At 58.2% G+C, this 16,000-nt stretch carries 12 protein-coding genes; all 12 read left to right on the plus strand.

Features of this window, described 5'->3' with window-relative positions; genetic code table 11:
* Positions 1-17 precede the first annotated feature (17 nt).
* The 12 genes from murD (at position 18) to mutT (ending at position 15,994) form a co-directional block, all read left to right on the plus strand.
* Positions 18-1,421 (plus strand): UDP-N-acetylmuramoyl-L-alanine--D-glutamate ligase, encoded by a 1,404-nt coding sequence (murD, locus tag Q1A74_RS00455; RefSeq protein ID WP_299591340.1) that lies wholly within the window; start codon positions 18-20, stop codon positions 1,419-1,421.
* On the plus strand, positions 1,418-2,656 hold the full coding sequence (ftsW, locus tag Q1A74_RS00460) for a putative lipid II flippase FtsW (RefSeq protein ID WP_299591343.1): 1,239 nt from the start codon (positions 1,418-1,420) through the stop codon (positions 2,654-2,656). The genes murD and ftsW overlap by 4 nt, the downstream gene beginning before the upstream one ends.
* Positions 2,656-3,750, plus strand: a complete 1,095-nt coding sequence (gene murG, locus Q1A74_RS00465) for an undecaprenyldiphospho-muramoylpentapeptide beta-N-acetylglucosaminyltransferase (protein ID WP_299591345.1) — start codon at positions 2,656-2,658, stop codon at positions 3,748-3,750. Before ftsW ends, murG begins: the two co-directional genes overlap by 1 nt.
* Positions 3,751-3,820: 70 nt before the next feature.
* Positions 3,821-5,278, plus strand: a complete 1,458-nt coding sequence (gene murC / locus Q1A74_RS00470; protein ID WP_299591347.1) for a UDP-N-acetylmuramate--L-alanine ligase — start codon at positions 3,821-3,823, stop codon at positions 5,276-5,278.
* Positions 5,279-5,314: 36 nt separating this feature from the next.
* Complete coding sequence (locus Q1A74_RS00475) at positions 5,315-6,175, plus strand: FtsQ-type POTRA domain-containing protein (RefSeq protein WP_299591349.1); 861 nt, start codon at positions 5,315-5,317, stop codon at positions 6,173-6,175.
* A 92-nt stretch (positions 6,176-6,267) separates the two neighbouring features.
* The gene (gene ftsA, locus Q1A74_RS00480) at positions 6,268-7,503 is read left to right on the plus strand and encodes a cell division protein FtsA (RefSeq protein WP_299591351.1); all 1,236 of its coding nucleotides are present in this window, start codon (positions 6,268-6,270) and stop codon (positions 7,501-7,503) included.
* Between the two features lie 63 nt (positions 7,504-7,566).
* Positions 7,567-8,772, plus strand: a complete 1,206-nt coding sequence (ftsZ, locus tag Q1A74_RS00485) for a cell division protein FtsZ (protein WP_299591353.1) — start codon at positions 7,567-7,569, stop codon at positions 8,770-8,772.
* A 491-nt stretch (positions 8,773-9,263) separates the two neighbouring features.
* The gene (lpxC, locus tag Q1A74_RS00490) at positions 9,264-10,175 is read left to right on the plus strand and encodes a UDP-3-O-acyl-N-acetylglucosamine deacetylase (protein WP_066966379.1); all 912 of its coding nucleotides are present in this window, start codon (positions 9,264-9,266) and stop codon (positions 10,173-10,175) included.
* 253 nt (positions 10,176-10,428) lie between these two features.
* The gene (locus Q1A74_RS00495) at positions 10,429-11,367 is read left to right on the plus strand and encodes a M23 family metallopeptidase (protein ID WP_299591356.1); all 939 of its coding nucleotides are present in this window, start codon (positions 10,429-10,431) and stop codon (positions 11,365-11,367) included.
* A gap of 173 nt (positions 11,368-11,540) precedes the next feature.
* Entirely contained in the window at positions 11,541-14,288 is a 2,748-nt protein-coding gene (gene secA / locus Q1A74_RS00500; RefSeq protein WP_299591357.1) for a preprotein translocase subunit SecA, read from the plus strand.
* 96 nt (positions 14,289-14,384) lie between these two features.
* Positions 14,385-15,581: a bifunctional glutamate N-acetyltransferase/amino-acid acetyltransferase ArgJ gene (argJ, locus tag Q1A74_RS00505; protein ID WP_299591358.1), complete on the plus strand. Its 1,197-nt coding sequence runs from the start codon at positions 14,385-14,387 to the stop codon at positions 15,579-15,581.
* Positions 15,581-15,994, plus strand: a complete 414-nt coding sequence (gene mutT / locus Q1A74_RS00510) for an 8-oxo-dGTP diphosphatase MutT (RefSeq protein WP_299591359.1) — start codon at positions 15,581-15,583, stop codon at positions 15,992-15,994. Before argJ ends, mutT begins: the two co-directional genes overlap by 1 nt.
* The last annotated feature ends 6 nt before the right edge of the window (positions 15,995-16,000 follow it).

Consider the following 16,000-nt stretch of genomic DNA (forward strand, 5'->3'; position numbering starts at 1 on the left):
GAACTGATAAAGAACCAATGAGTCTTATCGCAACCTCAGAGAAAAAAGTGGTGATCGGATTGGGTGCTACCGGGCAATCGGTAGTGCGCTTTTTGCTGCGCCAGGGTATTTCTCCGGTTGTGGTGGATAGCCGCGAAGCGCCCCCTGCGCTGGAATCTTTCCGCGCGGAATTCCCGGGGGTACCGGTTGAGTGCGGTCCGCTGGATAAAGATACCCTGCTCGCCGCCAGTGAAATCATTGCAAGCCCCGGAATCGGTGTGGCCGAGCCGGCAATCGCCGCTGCCGTTGCAGAAGAAATTCCGGTGATTGGGGATATCGAACTGTTTGCCCGCGAATTGGCAAACGCGCAACCCGCGCCCAAGGTGATTGCGATTACCGGCTCCAACGGTAAGAGCACGGTTACCACCCTGATGGGTGAAATGGCGAAAGCGGCCGGTGTGAGTGTGCAGGTAGGCGGCAATATCGGCATACCGGTGCTGGATCTCCTCAGTAGTGATCAGCCGTTGCCGGAATTGTTTGTGCTGGAGTTGTCCAGTTTTCAGCTTGAGACCACTTACTCGTTGCAATCGGATGTGGCGACGATTCTCAACGTCAGTGCGGACCATATGGACCGCTATGCAGATATTGCGGCATACCACCGAGCCAAGCAGCGGGTGTACCGTCACGCGCGGCAATTCGTCATCAACCGCGCCGATCCGCTTACCCGCGGGCCGCTGTCCCGGGAAAGCCGCGAGTGGAGCTTTGGGCTGAACCGTCCGGATCTGCAGCAGTTCGGGGTAATTTCCAGTGCGGGCGAAAACTGGCTGGCGCAGGGCGCGAATAAACTGATGCCCGCGCGGGAAATGGCCATGGTGGGGAGCCACAATGTGGCCAACGCTTTGGCGGCGCTGGCATTGGGCAATGCCGTTGGTTTGCCAATGGATAAAATGCTCGACACCTTGCGTCGGTTTACCGGGCTTACCCATCGCTGTGAGCGGGTGGCGGACCACGCTGACGTGACCTTCGTGAACGATTCCAAGGGTACCAACGTGGGGGCAACCCGTGCCGCACTGGATGGTTTGGCCGAGGGTGAGCGGAAAATTGTGTTGATTGCTGGCGGCGATGGTAAAGGTGCGGACTTTGCGCCGCTGGCTGAAGCTGTAAACACGCTGCGCGGGCTTGTGACTATCGGTGTTGACGGGCCGAAAATTGCGCAAGTATTTGACGGCCATGTCGCCCATCAATCTGCGGACTCAATGGACGATGCTGTTCGCAAGGCGGCTGCCATGGCTGAGAGCGGAGACTTTGTTGTTCTGTCTCCCGCCTGTGCCAGTTTCGATATGTACCGTAATTTTGAAGCCCGCGGCGAAGATTTCCGGCAGGCGGTCAACGGCTTGATCGCCACCGCTGACAGTGCGCAAAGCTCCGGAGGTGCATCGTGAGCCGTAAAGAGCGCAAGAATCTGAATGTGGCGGCCAACGAGCAGATCGACGACTTTGCCTGGGTGCTGCCGTTCTGTGTGCTGGCTCTGGCCAGTATTGGTGTGGTGATGGTGGCCTCGGCGTCTATTGCGTTTGCTGCCGACGTGTACAGCGACTCCTGGTATTTCCTCAAGCGACACCTGGTGTTTTTAGCTGCGGGCGCTGTCGGTGCATTGATCGTGAGCCGCATTTCTCTGGCGATCTGGTCCAACCTTTCCTGGACGCTGCTGATTTTTGCCCTGGGTATGTTACTGGTGGTGCTGATTCCCGGAGTAGGACGTGCGGTCAACGGCAGCATGCGCTGGATTGCCCTGGGGCCGATTACAGTGCAGCCGGCGGAAATAGCCAAATTCTGCTGCCTGATTTTCTTCGCCAGTTTTCTTACCCGGCGTCACGAGAAGTTGCGGCACTGGAGCAGCTTTATGGTACCGATTTCCGTGCTGGGTATGGTGGCGGTTTTGCTGCTGCTGGAGCCGGATTTTGGTTCGGTAGTGGTCATTTCCGGCACCGCGCTGGCAATGGTGTTTCTTGCCGGCGCGCGCCTGCCGCATACGTTTTTGCTGGTGGGGCTTGCCGCCTGCGGGCTGGCGTTGATGGCTCTGGTCAGCCCCTACCGGTTGCAGCGCCTGACGACCTTCCTCGACCCCTGGGGCGAGCAGTTTGCCGGCGGCTATCAGCTGACCCAGTCGCTAATTGCGTTCGGGCGCGGTGAATGGTTCGGTGTGGGGCTGGGCAACAGCGTGCAGAAACTGTTTTATCTGCCCGAGGCCCACACCGATTTCGTGTTTGCCATCCTCGCGGAAGAGTGGGGCATGCTGGGAGGACTTGTGGTGATCGGCCTCTACGCAGCGTTGACTTGGTCACTGTTGCGGCTGGTGCGCAAAGCCTTGGAAAAACAGGCGGTTTTTGCCGCGCTGCTCACATTCGGCATTGCGGTACTGCTGGCCGGACAGGCGTTTGTAAATATGGGCGTCGCCTCCGGCTTGCTGCCCACCAAGGGCTTGACGCTGCCCTTTGTCAGCTCCGGCGGATCCAGCCTGGTGGTGTGTTTTGCCCTGTTCGGCCTCGCCTGGCGAGTGCAGAAAGAATTGAGCAGTGAGCAACAGGCATCTGAGGGTGGCATTGCGAGTATTCGCCAGTTGCCGATTTTCAACCCTCTGCAACTGGGCGACCGAAAAACCGGGGAGGCAGCGTGATGAGTGAGACCAACAGCGCCACGTTTACCGGCAAGAAATTTCTTGTGATGGCCGGTGGCACCGGTGGACATGTGTTCCCTGCGCTGGCCGTTGCGCGTGCACTGCAGGCCGAAGGCGGCTCGGTGGAATGGCTCGGCACTATGCGTGGTATTGAAGCGCAGCTGATTCCCGCAGCGGATATTCCGCTGCATTTCATCACTGTCGAAGGCATTCGTGGGAAAGGAAAAGCAGCCTTGCTGAAGGCGCCCGTGCAAATCAGCAAGGCAATCTGGCAGGCGCGCCAGGTGGTGAAAGCGGTGAAGCCGGATGCGGTGCTGGGATTTGGTGGCTTTGCCACGGGACCTGGCGGTGTGGCTGCGCGGCTCGCCGGTGTGCCGTTGATTATTCACGAGCAGAATGCGGTGGCCGGCACAACCAATCGGTTGCTGGCAAAAATTGCCAACCGGGTACTGGAAGCCTTTCCCAGTGGCCTGCCGGCGGCCCAGGAAGTGGGCAACCCGGTGCGCACTGAAATAGCTGAACTGCCGGCGCCCGCGGAACGCATAGGAAAACAATCACCGGCGTGCTTGCTGGTGCTGGGTGGCAGCCTGGGTGCCGTGGCAATCAACCAGCTGGTGCCCGAGGCGCTGGCAAAAATACCCGCAGAAAAGCGGCCGACAGTACGCCATCAGGCCGGGCAGCGGCATCTGGACCTGGCCAAAGAAGCCTATGAGCGCGCTGGTGTAGAAGCAGAAGTTGTACCGTTTATTGCCGATATGGCAGGTGCCTACGGGCAGGCAGACCTGGTGATCTGCCGCTCGGGTGCATTGACCGTATCGGAAATTGCCGCCGCAGGATTGGGGGCCATTATGGTGCCGTTTCCCTTCGCCATTGATGACCACCAGACCAAAAATGGCGAGTGGCTGGAACAGGCGGGCGCAGCACGAGTGATTCAGCAGGATGCGCTCGACGCTGACGAACTGGCGGGACTACTCGAATCGCTATTCGCCGACGCGAATACATTACTGGCTATGGCGGAGGCGGCACGCCGCGTTGCCAAGCCCGATGCGACCGACCGGGTGTTGGCCGTATGTCGCGAAGAGTTGGGGTGTTGATATGTCTCGTACAGATGACCAGCAAACAACTAGCCAGCGAACAAAGAATTCAGAAAGCATTGGAAAAAATATGAGCGACAAGGGCGAAAGCCACTACCACGTACCGGCCATGCGTCGTATTCGCCGCATCCACTTTATCGGTGTGGGCGGTGCGGGTATGAGTGGCATCGCCGAAGTGCTGCAGAACCAGGGCTATGAAGTGTCCGGCTCTGACCTGCGCGAAAGCAAGGTCACTGAGCGTTTGCGCAAACTGGGTATCAAAGTCCAGCTTGGCCACACCGCGGCCAACGTGAGCGATGTAGATGTGGTGGTCAATTCCTCGGCCATTTACGGAGATAATCCGGAGCTGATTGCGGCACGAGACAACCGTATTCCGGTAGTGCGTCGCGCAGAAATGCTCGGGGAACTGATGCGCTACCGCTACGGGATTGCGGTTGCCGGTACGCACGGAAAAACCACTACCACCAGCCTGATCGCCTCCATTTTCGCGGCCGATGGCAAGGATCCCACGTTTGTGATCGGTGGCCTGGTGAATAGTGCGGGTACCAATGCGGCGCTGGGTGAGAGCCGCTACCTGATTGCTGAGGCGGACGAGAGCGACGCGTCCTTCCTGCACCTGCAGCCGATGGTTACCGTAGTGACCAATATTGATGCGGATCATATGGAAACCTACGGTGGGGATTTCGAAAAGGTCAAACAGATCTTTATCGATTTCATCCACAACCTGCCGTTTTACGGCCTGGCGGTCGTGTGTGGTGACGATGCCAATGTACAGGAAGTGATTCCGCGTATGGCTCGCCCGATCACCACTTACGGCTTTGATGAGGGTAATGATTTCCGCATCAGCGATGTAAAACAGGAGCCACTGCGCAGTGCCTTTACTGTGCACCGCCCCGACGGCACCGCACTGAGCGTGTATGTAAATACACCGGGTATTCACAATGTGCTGAATGCGACAGCGGCGATTGCGGTGGCTACCGAAGAAGGCGTTAGCGATGAGGCGATCCGCGAAGGCTTGAACGGCTTCCAGGGGGTTGGCCGCCGCTTTCAGATTTACGGTGATTACCCGGTCAGTGATGACGCCGATGCGGAAACTGTCATGCTGGTGGACGATTACGGGCATCATCCGCGGGAAGTGGCCGCCACTATCCAGACCGTACGCGACGGCTGGCCGGAGCGCCGTCTGGTAATGGTGTATCAACCTCATCGCTATACCCGTACGCGGGACCTGTTCGAAGATTTCGTACACGTGCTTTCACAGGTCGACAAACTGGTTCTTCTGGATGTATATAGCGCCGGTGAAGCCGCAATTCCCGGGGCGGACGGCCGTACTCTGGCGCGCAGTATTCGCAACCGCGGCCAGATAGACCCGATTTTTGTGGAAAAGGTGGATCAGGTACCGCCGCTGCTGGCAGACCTGTTAGCGCCCGGCGATATCGTATTGACCCAGGGTGCCGGTAATGTCGGCGGTCTGGCGCAGCAGCTGGCGGAGTGGCGACTGGGCGATAAAGCCGGTTCGGACAAGTAAACCGTCAGCGACAGTACATGGGCTAAAGAAAAGAGAGTGGCTAAAGAGAAACGCGTGGCGAGAGGAACCGGAGCAAAAGGAAATGCTGCTCAGCCAAAAAAAGGGCGGGGCAAGCAGCCAACCCGCGGCGCCCGCGCGCTGCCCGCGTCGGACGAAGAAACGGGGCTGCGCCCGCTGCGGTTGGTACTGACGCTTGGCTTTTTGCTACTGGTTGCGGCGGGACTCGGTTACAGCGCCCGCTGGTTGTGGCAACAGGCTCCGGCGGTCGAATTGAGCCGGGTAGACGCACTGGAAAATGTGCGGGTAAAGGCACCGTTTCGCGCGGTGACTGAAACGGAACTCGAAGATATTCTGCTGCCGCATCTGCGCAAGGGATTCTTCTCACTGGATATCAGTGAGCTGCGCGCAGCATTGATGGCCAATCCGTGGATCGTCAATGCCGCGGTAAGCCGCCGCTGGCCCAATGGCGTAGAGGTGGTGGTAGAAGAGGCCGAGCCGCTCGCAATCTGGGGTGGAGATCAGTTGCTGATTGCGAGCGGTGAACTGTTGCCACGGCCGGAAAATTTGAAAGCACTGCGTCTGCCGGAACTCGCCGGAGATGCAGAACTGGTGGATCGAATCATGGCGCAGTACCAGGCACTGGCCGGACTGCTGACCACCAAAGAAATGGAAGTACGCCGTCTGTCATTTGATGATCTGGCGGGCTGGCAACTGGAGCTGGTGAGCGGTATCCGCCTGCAGCTCGGGCACGACGAGCTGCTGGAGCGGGTAGACCGCTTTCTCAGTTTGACGCGCGGCGTACTGGCACCGCACCTGCAAAAAATCGTGGGCGTTGATACCCGCTATAACAATGCAGTTGCGGTGGAATGGAAAACGAGTGACAAAGCAGAAAACTGACAACAAAACAGGCAGATAAAATGTCGGGCCCGGCCCTGATCCAACATTCCTGATGTGGATCGGCGCTAAAGTCTGGCGAGGTTGAAAATCCAATGACGCAAACAACTGAACCACGCATGATCGTCGGTCTGGATATCGGTACATCCAAGGTCGTGGCGATTGTCGGTGAGATGTCCGGTGACGGCGAGCTGAATATCGTCGGCATTGGCTCACACCGATCTACGGGTATGAAACGGGGTGTGGTGGTAAATATTGAGTCCACAGTGCAGTCCATCCAGCGCGCCGTCGAAGAGGCGGAGCTGATGGCCGGTTGTGAGATTCACTCTGTCTATGCGGGCATTGCCGGCAGCCATATTCGCAGCCTGAACAGCCACGGCATCGTGGCGATCAAGGATCGCGAGGTAACCCAGCAGGATCTGGATCGCGTGATCGATGCCGCGCGCGCGGTGGCCATCCCGGCGGACCAGAAAATCCTGCACACCCTGCCGCAGGAATATTTGATCGACAGCCAGGAAGGGGTGAAAGAGCCGCTGGGCATGTCCGGTGTACGCCTGGAAGCGAAGGTGCACCTGGTCAGTGGTGCAGTGAATGCAGCACAGAATATCGAAAAGTGTATTCGCCGCTGCGGCCTGGAAGTGGAAGACATCATTCTCGAGCAACTCGCATCCAGCTACGCGGTACTCACCGACGACGAAAAAGAGCTGGGTGTCTGCATGGTAGATATCGGTGGTGGCACCACGGATATCGCAGTGTTTACCGGCGGTTCCATCCGCCACACCGGGGTCATTCCTATCGCCGGGGACCAGGTGACCAACGATATTGCCATGGCCCTGCGTACGCCGACGCCACATGCGGAAGAATTGAAAATCAAATACGCCTGTGCCCTCGCCAAGCTGGCGCGGGAAGGGGAAACCATCAAAGTGCCGAGCGTGGGTGACCGCGCGCCGCGTGATCTGTCTCGCCAGGCGCTGGCCGAAGTGGTGGAGCCCCGTTACGACGAACTGTTTACGCTGGTTCAGGCGGAGCTGCGCCGCAGTGGTTTCGAAGATCTGTGTGCGGCGGGCATCGTGCTCACCGGCGGGTCTTCAAAAATGGAAGGTGCGGTAGAGCTGGCGGAAGAGATCTTCCACATGCCGGTACGTCTTGCGGTTCCTCAGGGAATTTCGGGATTGACCGATATAGTCAGTAACCCGATTTACTCCACCGGCGTTGGTCTGTTGATGTATGCGATCAAGGTGGAAGACAGTAAAGGCAGTAACTCCACGGTTCAGCGTAGCGAAAACCAGTGGTGGGATAAGGTGAAGCACTGGTTCAGGGGCAACCTCTGAACCGGCAAATAATTACCGGGATCGATAATTAAATTTGGACATGAGCAAAAAAGGGGAACAGCAATGTTCGAACTCGTAGATAGCGTACAGGACAAACCTGTCATTAAAGTGATCGGTGTTGGTGGCGGTGGTGGTAATGCCGTCAAGCACATGATCGCCAGCGAAGTGGGCGGTGTGGACTTTATCTGTGCAAACACCGACGCACAGGCGCTGAAAGATGTGGAAGCCCAGACCATTATGCAGCTGGGTAATACCATTACCCGCGGTCTTGGTGCCGGCGCCAATCCTGATGTGGGCCGTCAGTCCGCGCTGGAAGATCGCGAGCGCATCGCCGAGGTGCTGACCGGTGCGGATATGGTGTTCATTACTGCGGGCATGGGCGGCGGTACCGGTACTGGCGGCGCGCCGATTGTGGCCGAAATTGCCAAGGATCTGGGTATCCTCACCGTCGCGGTGGTTACCCGTCCGTTCATGATCGAAGGGCGCAAACGCACCCTGGTCGCCGAAGAGGGTATCCTCGAGCTGCGCGACAAGGTGGACTCCCTGATCACCATTCCCAATGATCGTCTGCTGGAAGTGCTCGGTAACAAGATCACCATGAAGGCGGCCTACAAAGAAGCGGACAATGTACTGCTGGGCGCCGTACAGGGTATTGCCGACCTGATGATCCGTCCGGGCATCATGAACGTGGACTTTGCCGACGTGCGTACGGTCATGTCTGAAATGGGCATGGCGATGATGGGCTCCGGCGCTGCTGTTGGTGAGAACCGCGCCCGCGAAGCGGCCGAGAAAGCCGTTCGCAGCCCGCTGCTGGACAACGTCAACCTTCAGGGTGCACGCGGTATTCTGGTGAACATCATCACCGGTAGTGAAGAGGCGGGTTGTCAGGAGCTGACGCTGGGTGAGTACTCCGAAGTAGGCCAGATCGTGCAGGAGATCGCTTCCGACGACGCTACTGTGGTGATCGGCACAGCGGTTGACGACAAGCTCGGTGACGAAATGCGCGTTACCGTGGTGGCCGCAGGCCTCGGTGAGCCTGGCACCCAGGCTGCCCGCCCAACCAAGGTCGTAGACAACACCCGTCGTGCCGAGCCGCGTGAGACTGCGCGTCCGGTTGCACCGGCTGAAGCTGCGCGTGACACTCAGGAAGTGCGCAACAACCGCGTGGAAAGCGAGCGTCCCAAGCGCGCGATGCCGGCGCTGAATCCGGCGGATCAGGACATGGAATATCTGGATATCCCGGCGTTTCTGCGCCGCCAGGCAGACTGAGCCCGTAAGGCTCCCACCGGAGTGTGGGGCGGGACTCATCTGCTCATGTCCTTGCCTGGCCGATTTGGCCGGGCCCCCGCCCGCTTTGGTGCGTGGGTTTCGCGTGTTGGCTGCCTGAATGGGCAGTCCCGCGAAACCCGTGGGACAGGGATGTCTCGATGAACGAAATGGTTCATTTTGGTGGAATGCCGGGCCAAGTTCCGGTGACCACTGAGTTTTGGCCTGAGGGTTAACATTATTTAACCAATGGCCCGCTGGTAACGCAGTACAATTAAAGGCATTACTGTGCGCTGGTTTGGCGTTGCAGTCGTCTCACTGGGCTATGCTTACAGGGATTGGAGAGGAAAAGCCCGGCCATAAACACAAGACGCGACCACTTGGTGACAGGTTGTGACCAATGCGTTATTTGTAGTTTTGGCGTATATTTTCTGTTACTATCGCCGGCTCGCTGCGGTTCGCGCGCAGCTCACCGAATGGGAACCAAGACATAGATGATCAAACAGCGCACTCTCAAAAATGCTATTCGAGCCACTGGTGTCGGCCTGCATACCGGTAAAAAGGTCGTTTTGACCCTGAAGCCGGCGCCGGTAAACAGCGGCATCGTGTTCCGTCGGGTCGATCTGGATCCGGTGGTTGAGATTGAAGCGCGTGCTGAAAACGTGGGTGACACACTGCTTTCCACCACTCTGGTGAAGGGCGATGTGCGTATTGCCACGGTTGAGCACCTGCTGTCTGCCATGGCTGGCCTGGGCATCGACAACGCGATTGTCGAACTCTCCGCTCAGGAAGTGCCGATCATGGACGGCAGTGCCGGTCCGTTTGTATTCCTGATTCAGTCCGCAGGCATTCAGGAGCAGTCCGCTGCCAAGAAATTCCTGCGCATCAAGAAGCCGGTCACCGTCGAAGAGGGCGATAAAGTCGCCAGCTTCCTGCCATTCAATGGCTTCAAGGTGTCCTTCACCATCGATTTTGACCACCCGGTATTCCAGGGGCGCAATCTCAGCTCCTCTGTCGATTTCTCCAGCACCTCCTTCGTAAAAGAAGTGAGCCGCGCGCGTACCTTCGGTTTCATGCACGAGATCGAATACCTGCGCTCAAAGGGCCTGGTGCAGGGTGGCAGTGTGGATAACGCGATCGTTATCGATCAGTACCGTATCCTGAACGAAGGCGGCCTTCGCTACGAAGACGAATTCGTCAAACACAAGATTCTCGACGCCATTGGCGACCTGTACCTGTTGGGTACCAGCGTGATTGGTGAGTTCAAGGCCTTTAAATCTGGCCACGCGCTGAACAACAAGTCCCTGCGCACCTTGATGGCGCAGGAAGACGCCTGGGAAATGGTGACCTTCGAGGACGAGCAGGAAGCGCCCATCTCTTACGTCAAGCCGATTCTGGCGGTGTAAGAAGCGCAGAAGACAAAGCCGGCACAAAATTTGCCGGCTTTTTTACGTGCCCCGGAGCGGGTGCGTTCACGTTGAAAGTAAGAGATTCCAGGCAGTTTGGCAGACACAGAACCTGACCAGATTGCCGGTGGCCACGAGGATGGCCCGGGGCGCAGCAGGAAGCGACAGTCCCTCCACGTTTTGGGTGCCATTGGCGCCAATCGGTGGATAAACCAATAAAACTAAAATTTGTCGTAATTCTTGCACGCCTGATATGAAAATTATTCTCGTCAATGAGCGTGGGGGGGTCTCCCGCAGCTTCAACTTCGGAGGGCTGAGCAAAGCACTGCTCGGTCTTTGCCTGTTGGGGTTGCCTGTGGGTGCCTTGTGGTTGGGGGCCAATCTCCCGGCTGCGGAATCCGACGTTTTTGATGCCCGTGCGGTCAAAGCCTGGAACAAAGCCCTGCGCAAACAGCAGGACGACATCCAGGAAGCGGACCAGCAGGCCCGAGAACAGCTCACCGCGCTGACCGTCAAACTGGCGGAAATGCAGGCGCGGCTCACCCGCCTGGATGCCCTCGGCGAGCGCCTCACCACTATTGCCAAGCTTGATGAAGGCGAATTCCAGTTTGGCAGTGTGCCCGCCGTCGGCGGCCCGGAAGACCCGGGTATCAGCGGTGGCAGCGAGCTTCCCTACCAACCCCCCGAATTCCTCGAAGTCATCGGCGACTTGTCGGATCAGATTGAAGACCGGCAGATGCAGCTTTCTACCCTGGATTCCCTGATGGCCCGCCGCCAGCTGCAGGACGAGCAGTTTATCGCCGGGCGCCCGATTACCCGCGGCTGGATGTCATCCCGCTATGGCTACCGCACCGATCCTTTCAGTGGCCGCCGTTCCTGGCACAAGGGTGTGGATTTTGCCGGCAAGAATGGCTCTGACGTCGTGTCTGTTGCCGCCGGCGTGGTGACCTGGGCGGAAGATCGCTATGGTTACGGCGAGCTGGTCGAAATCAACCACGGTAACGGTTACAAGACCCGCTACGGTCACAACAGTGAGCTCAAGGTCAAACTGGGCGATATCGTGAAAAAAGGGCAGGTGATTGCCCTGATGGGATCCAGTGGCCGCTCTACTGGCCCCCATGTGCATTTTGAAGTCTATAAAAACAACCGTCCCGTAGACCCCGCCACCTATATCCGCCGCACCGGCAGATAGCAACTATCCTCTATCATTGCGCGCCAGGAGACTTGTAATCCTGTAGTGGCGCCCGCAACTTCATACACGGTTGCGGCGTCTGGCGCCTTCCTGTTTACTTGCACCTTTTCCGCGCAACAGCCCCCCAGCCTTGGGCCCGCGGGCACACTCAGCTTTAATGTGGTTTCTGAATAATGATTGGCAAACTGATAAAAACGGTCTTCGGTTCAAAAAATGACCGAGAACTCAAGCGTATGCGCAAGGCGGTCGCCAAGATCAACGCGCTGGAAGAAGAATACAAGGCGCTGGACGACGCCGCGCTGAAAGCCAAGACGGACGAGTTCAGACAGCGCCTGGCCGATGGCGAGACCCTGAATCAGATCCTGCCGGAAGCCTTCGCCGCGGTACGCGAAGCCAGTGACCGAACGCTGGGTATGCGTCACTTTGATGTACAGATGATCGGCGGCATGACCCTGCACGAGGGGCATATCGCGGAGATGCGCACCGGTGAGGGTAAAACCCTGGTGGCAACGCTGCCGGCGTACCTGAACGCTCTGGAAGGCAAGGGCGTGCACATTGTTACCGTGAACGACTACCTCGCCAGCCGGGACGCCAACTGGATGCGCCCGGTGTTTGAATTCCTTGGCCTGACCGTGGGAATCGTGGTCTCCCAGCAGTACCCGGAAGACAAAAAAGCCGCGTATCAGGCGGACATTACCTACGGCACCAACAACGAATTTGGTTTCGATTACCTGCGCGACAATATGGTGTTGCGCAAGGAGGACCGCACCCAGCGCCCGCAGAATTTTGCCATCGTGGATGAGGTGGATTCCATCCTGATCGATGAGGCGCGCACCCCGCTGATCATTTCCGGCGCCGCAGAAGATTCCTCCCAGCTATATATGGCGATGAATACTCTGGTGCCCCAGCTGGAGCGCGGTGAAGAGGGTGGCGAAGGTCACTACACCGTCGATGAGAAGTCCCGCCAGGTGGAGATGACCGAAGACGGTCACCAGCTGATCGAAGACCTGCTGACCCGTGGCGGCCTGCTGAAAGAAGACGAATCCCTGTACGCGCCCGGCAACCTCGGGCTGCTGCACCATGTCAACGCCGCCCTGCGCGCCCACGTGCTGTTCAATAAGGATGTGGATTACATCGTGCAGAACGGCCAGGTGGTACTGATCGATGAACACACCGGCCGTACCATGCCGGGTCGCCGCCTCTCCGAGGGCCTGCACCAGGCGCTGGAGGCGAAAGAAAACGTTCAGATCCAGAGTGAGAGCCAGACCCTGGCTTCCACCACCTTCCAGAACCTGTTCCGTTTCTATCCCAAGCTGTCCGGGATGACCGGCACCGCGGATACCGAGGCGTTCGAATTCCGTCAGATCTACGGCCTCGATGTGGTGGTCATCCCCACGAACCGTGAAAAGCAGCGCGATGACCTCAATGACCTGGTGTACCTCACCAAAGACGAGAAGCTCGAAGCCATCGTCGAAGACATCAAGTACTGCCGTGACAAGAAAGCGCCGATCCTGGTGGGTACCGCGTCCATCGAGACGTCGGAAGAGATGGCTCGCATGCTGCAGAAGGCCAAGATCGAGCACCAGGTACTGAACGCCAAGTTCCACGAAAAAGAAGCCCAGATCATCGCTCAGGCCGGTCGTCCAGGCACCGTGACCATCGCCACCAATATGGCGGGCCGGGGCACCGACATCGTGCTCGGCGGCAACTGGGAAGCGGAAGTCGAAGCCCTGCAGCAGCAGGAAGGTCGCGAGGCCACTGCCGACGAGATTGCGAAGATCAAAGCGGACTGGAAAGAGCGCCACGACACCGTGATCGAGGCCGGTGGCCTGCACATCATTGGTACCGAGCGCCACGAATCCCGTCGTATCGACAATCAGCTCCGTGGCCGTGCCGGCCGTCAGGGGGACCCGGGTGTGACCCGCTTCTACCTGTCCCTGGAAGATAACCTGATGCGTATCTTCGCCTCCGATCGGGTGAAGAATTTTATGCAGATGCTGGGTATGGAGCGTGGCGAGGCCATCGAGCACCGCATGGTGTCCAACGCCATCGAAAAAGCCCAGCGCCGTGTGGAAGGTCGCAACTTCGATATTCGCAAACAGCTGCTGGAATACGATGACGTGGCCAACGACCAGCGTCAGGTGATCTACTCCCAGCGCAACGAGCTGCTGGAAGCCGACAGTATCAGTGACACCATCAATGCCATTCGCGAGGACGTGGTCGACGAGCTGATCTCCCGCCATGTTCCGCCGCAGAGTGTTGAGGAACAGTGGGATGTTCCGGCGCTGGAGCAGCAGTTGAGCTCAGAACTGGGTCTGCAACTGCCGGTACAGCAGTGGCTCGACGAAGACCGTACGCTGCACGAAGAGAGCCTGCGTGCAAAGATCGTTGAAGAGTCTCAAAAAGCCTATCAGGGCAAGCTAAACCGTATCTCCGAGAGCACCGGCGACGAGAACCTGATGCCCACCATCGAGCGTCAGGTCATGCTGCAGGTCCTGGACCAGCTGTGGAAAGAGCACCTGTCCAGTATGGATCACCTGCGCGCGGGCATCGGCCTGCGTGCTTACGCGAACAAGAACCCCAAGCAGGAGTTCAAGCGCGAGTCCTTCCATCTGTTCCAGAGTCTGCTGGACAACCTCAAGCATGAGGTTATCCGGGTGCTGGCCCATGTGGAGCCGATGACCCGCGAGCAGATGGAAGAAATGGAACAGCGCCGCCTGGAGGCGCAGCGCCGTCAGCAGCTGGAATTGCAACACGCAGAGGCTTCGGCGATGCCGGAGACGGAAACCGCTACGGCGGAGGCAACCCCGGAGCCGGTACGACGCGGCCCACGGGTCGGCCGCAACGACCCGTGCCCTTGTGGATCTGGCAAGAAGTACAAGCAATGCCATGGCAAGCTGACTTCTTCCACCCCTTCCTGATTCGGGGTTGATCCAACGCAAAGGCCCGCTCTTACCCAGCGGGCCTTTTTATTTATAATCCGCGCATTCTCTGTTTTTGCTCAAGGACGTAATTTCATGGCGCAGCCACTCCCCCAGATTCCAGGTGTTCGCCTCTCCGCGGTTCCCGCCAAAATCAAAAACTGGCAGCGTGACGATCTATTGCTGATCGAAATCGCCGAGGGTGCGAGTGTTTCTGCCACCTTTACCCAGAACGCCTTTTGCGCGGCGCCGGTACTGGTGGCCAAGGAGCACATTCGCCAGGGCAATATCCGCGCACTGTTGATCAACGCGGGCAACGCCAATGCAGCCACCGGCGCGCGCGGCCTGAAAACCGCTGAGCAGAGCTGTGAGGGTGTAGCGAAAGCGCTGAGCATTGAAGCGCAGCAGGTATTGCCCTTCAGTACCGGCGTGATCGGCGAGCATTTGCCGGTACAGAAGATTCTTGACGCCCTGCCGGCGGCTGTGAGTAACCTGCAGGCAGATGCCTGGGATAGTGCTTCCAGAGCCATCATGACCACCGACACCCGCCCCAAGACCGCCAGCCGTACCCTCGATATTGCCGGTGAAACAATCACCATTGCTGGCATCGCCAAGGGCGCGGGTATGATCCAGCCGAATATGGCGACCATGCTCGCCTACGTGGCTACCGATGCGCATATCGCGCAGCCGTTGCTGGATGAGCTGGTAAAGGAAGCTGTAGGCGCGTCGTTCAATCGCATCAGTGTGGACGGGGATACCTCCACCAATGACGCTTGCGTGTTGATTGCCAGCGGCGCCACCGGCAATGATTTTGAGCGCGGCAGCGAGGCCTATGCACAGTTGAAAACGGCCATCGTCGATGTGCATATCGAGCTGGCGCAAGCCATCGTGAAAGACGGTGAGGGCGCGACCAAGTTTGTCACTGTGCAGGTGAACAACGCGGCGAACTCAAAAGAAGCGTCGCGTATGGCGTTTGAGATCGGCGAATCACCCCTGGTCAAAACTGCGATGTACGCCTCTGACCCAAACTGGGGGCGGCTGGTAATGGCGATCGGCAATGCCGGTGCCGAGAATCTGGATACGAGCAAGATCAGCGTGTTTCTAAACGATGTGCAAATCGTGGAAGCGGGCGGTCGCGCGGACAGCTATACCGAGGAAGCGGGGCAGAAAATTTTTGAGCAAGCGGAGTTCACTATTACTGTCGACCTGCAGCGCGGCGATGCTTGTGAACATATCTGGACCTGCGATTTTTCCCACGAGTACGTGACTATCAACGCGGAGTACAGGACCTGATGGGAGAAGCGGCGATCAAGCATATTCATGTGGCGGTTGGCGTTATCCTGGGCCGCGACGGACGAATTTTACTGGCGAAACGCCCGGAGCATCTGCACATGGGTGGGCGCTGGGAGTTTCCCGGCGGCAAGGTTGAGCAGGGAGAGTCGATTCAGCAGGCAATGACGCGCGAGTTGAAAGAAGAGCTTGACATCGAAGTGAATACTATGGAGCCGTTGATCGAGATACGTCACGACTACGGGGACAAACAGGTTTTTCTGGATACCTGGTTCGTTACCGAATTCAGTGGCACCGAACGCGGTGTTGAAGGCCAGGAGCTGGCTTGGGTCACTGCGTCAGAGTTACCTGATTACCATTTCCCTGACGCAAATCAACCTATTGTTGAAGCAATACAAACCAAATTGAACATGTAGGGTGGA

This window comes from uncultured Microbulbifer sp. (assembly GCF_947504145.1).
GTDB lineage: Bacteria > Pseudomonadota > Gammaproteobacteria > Pseudomonadales > Cellvibrionaceae > Microbulbifer.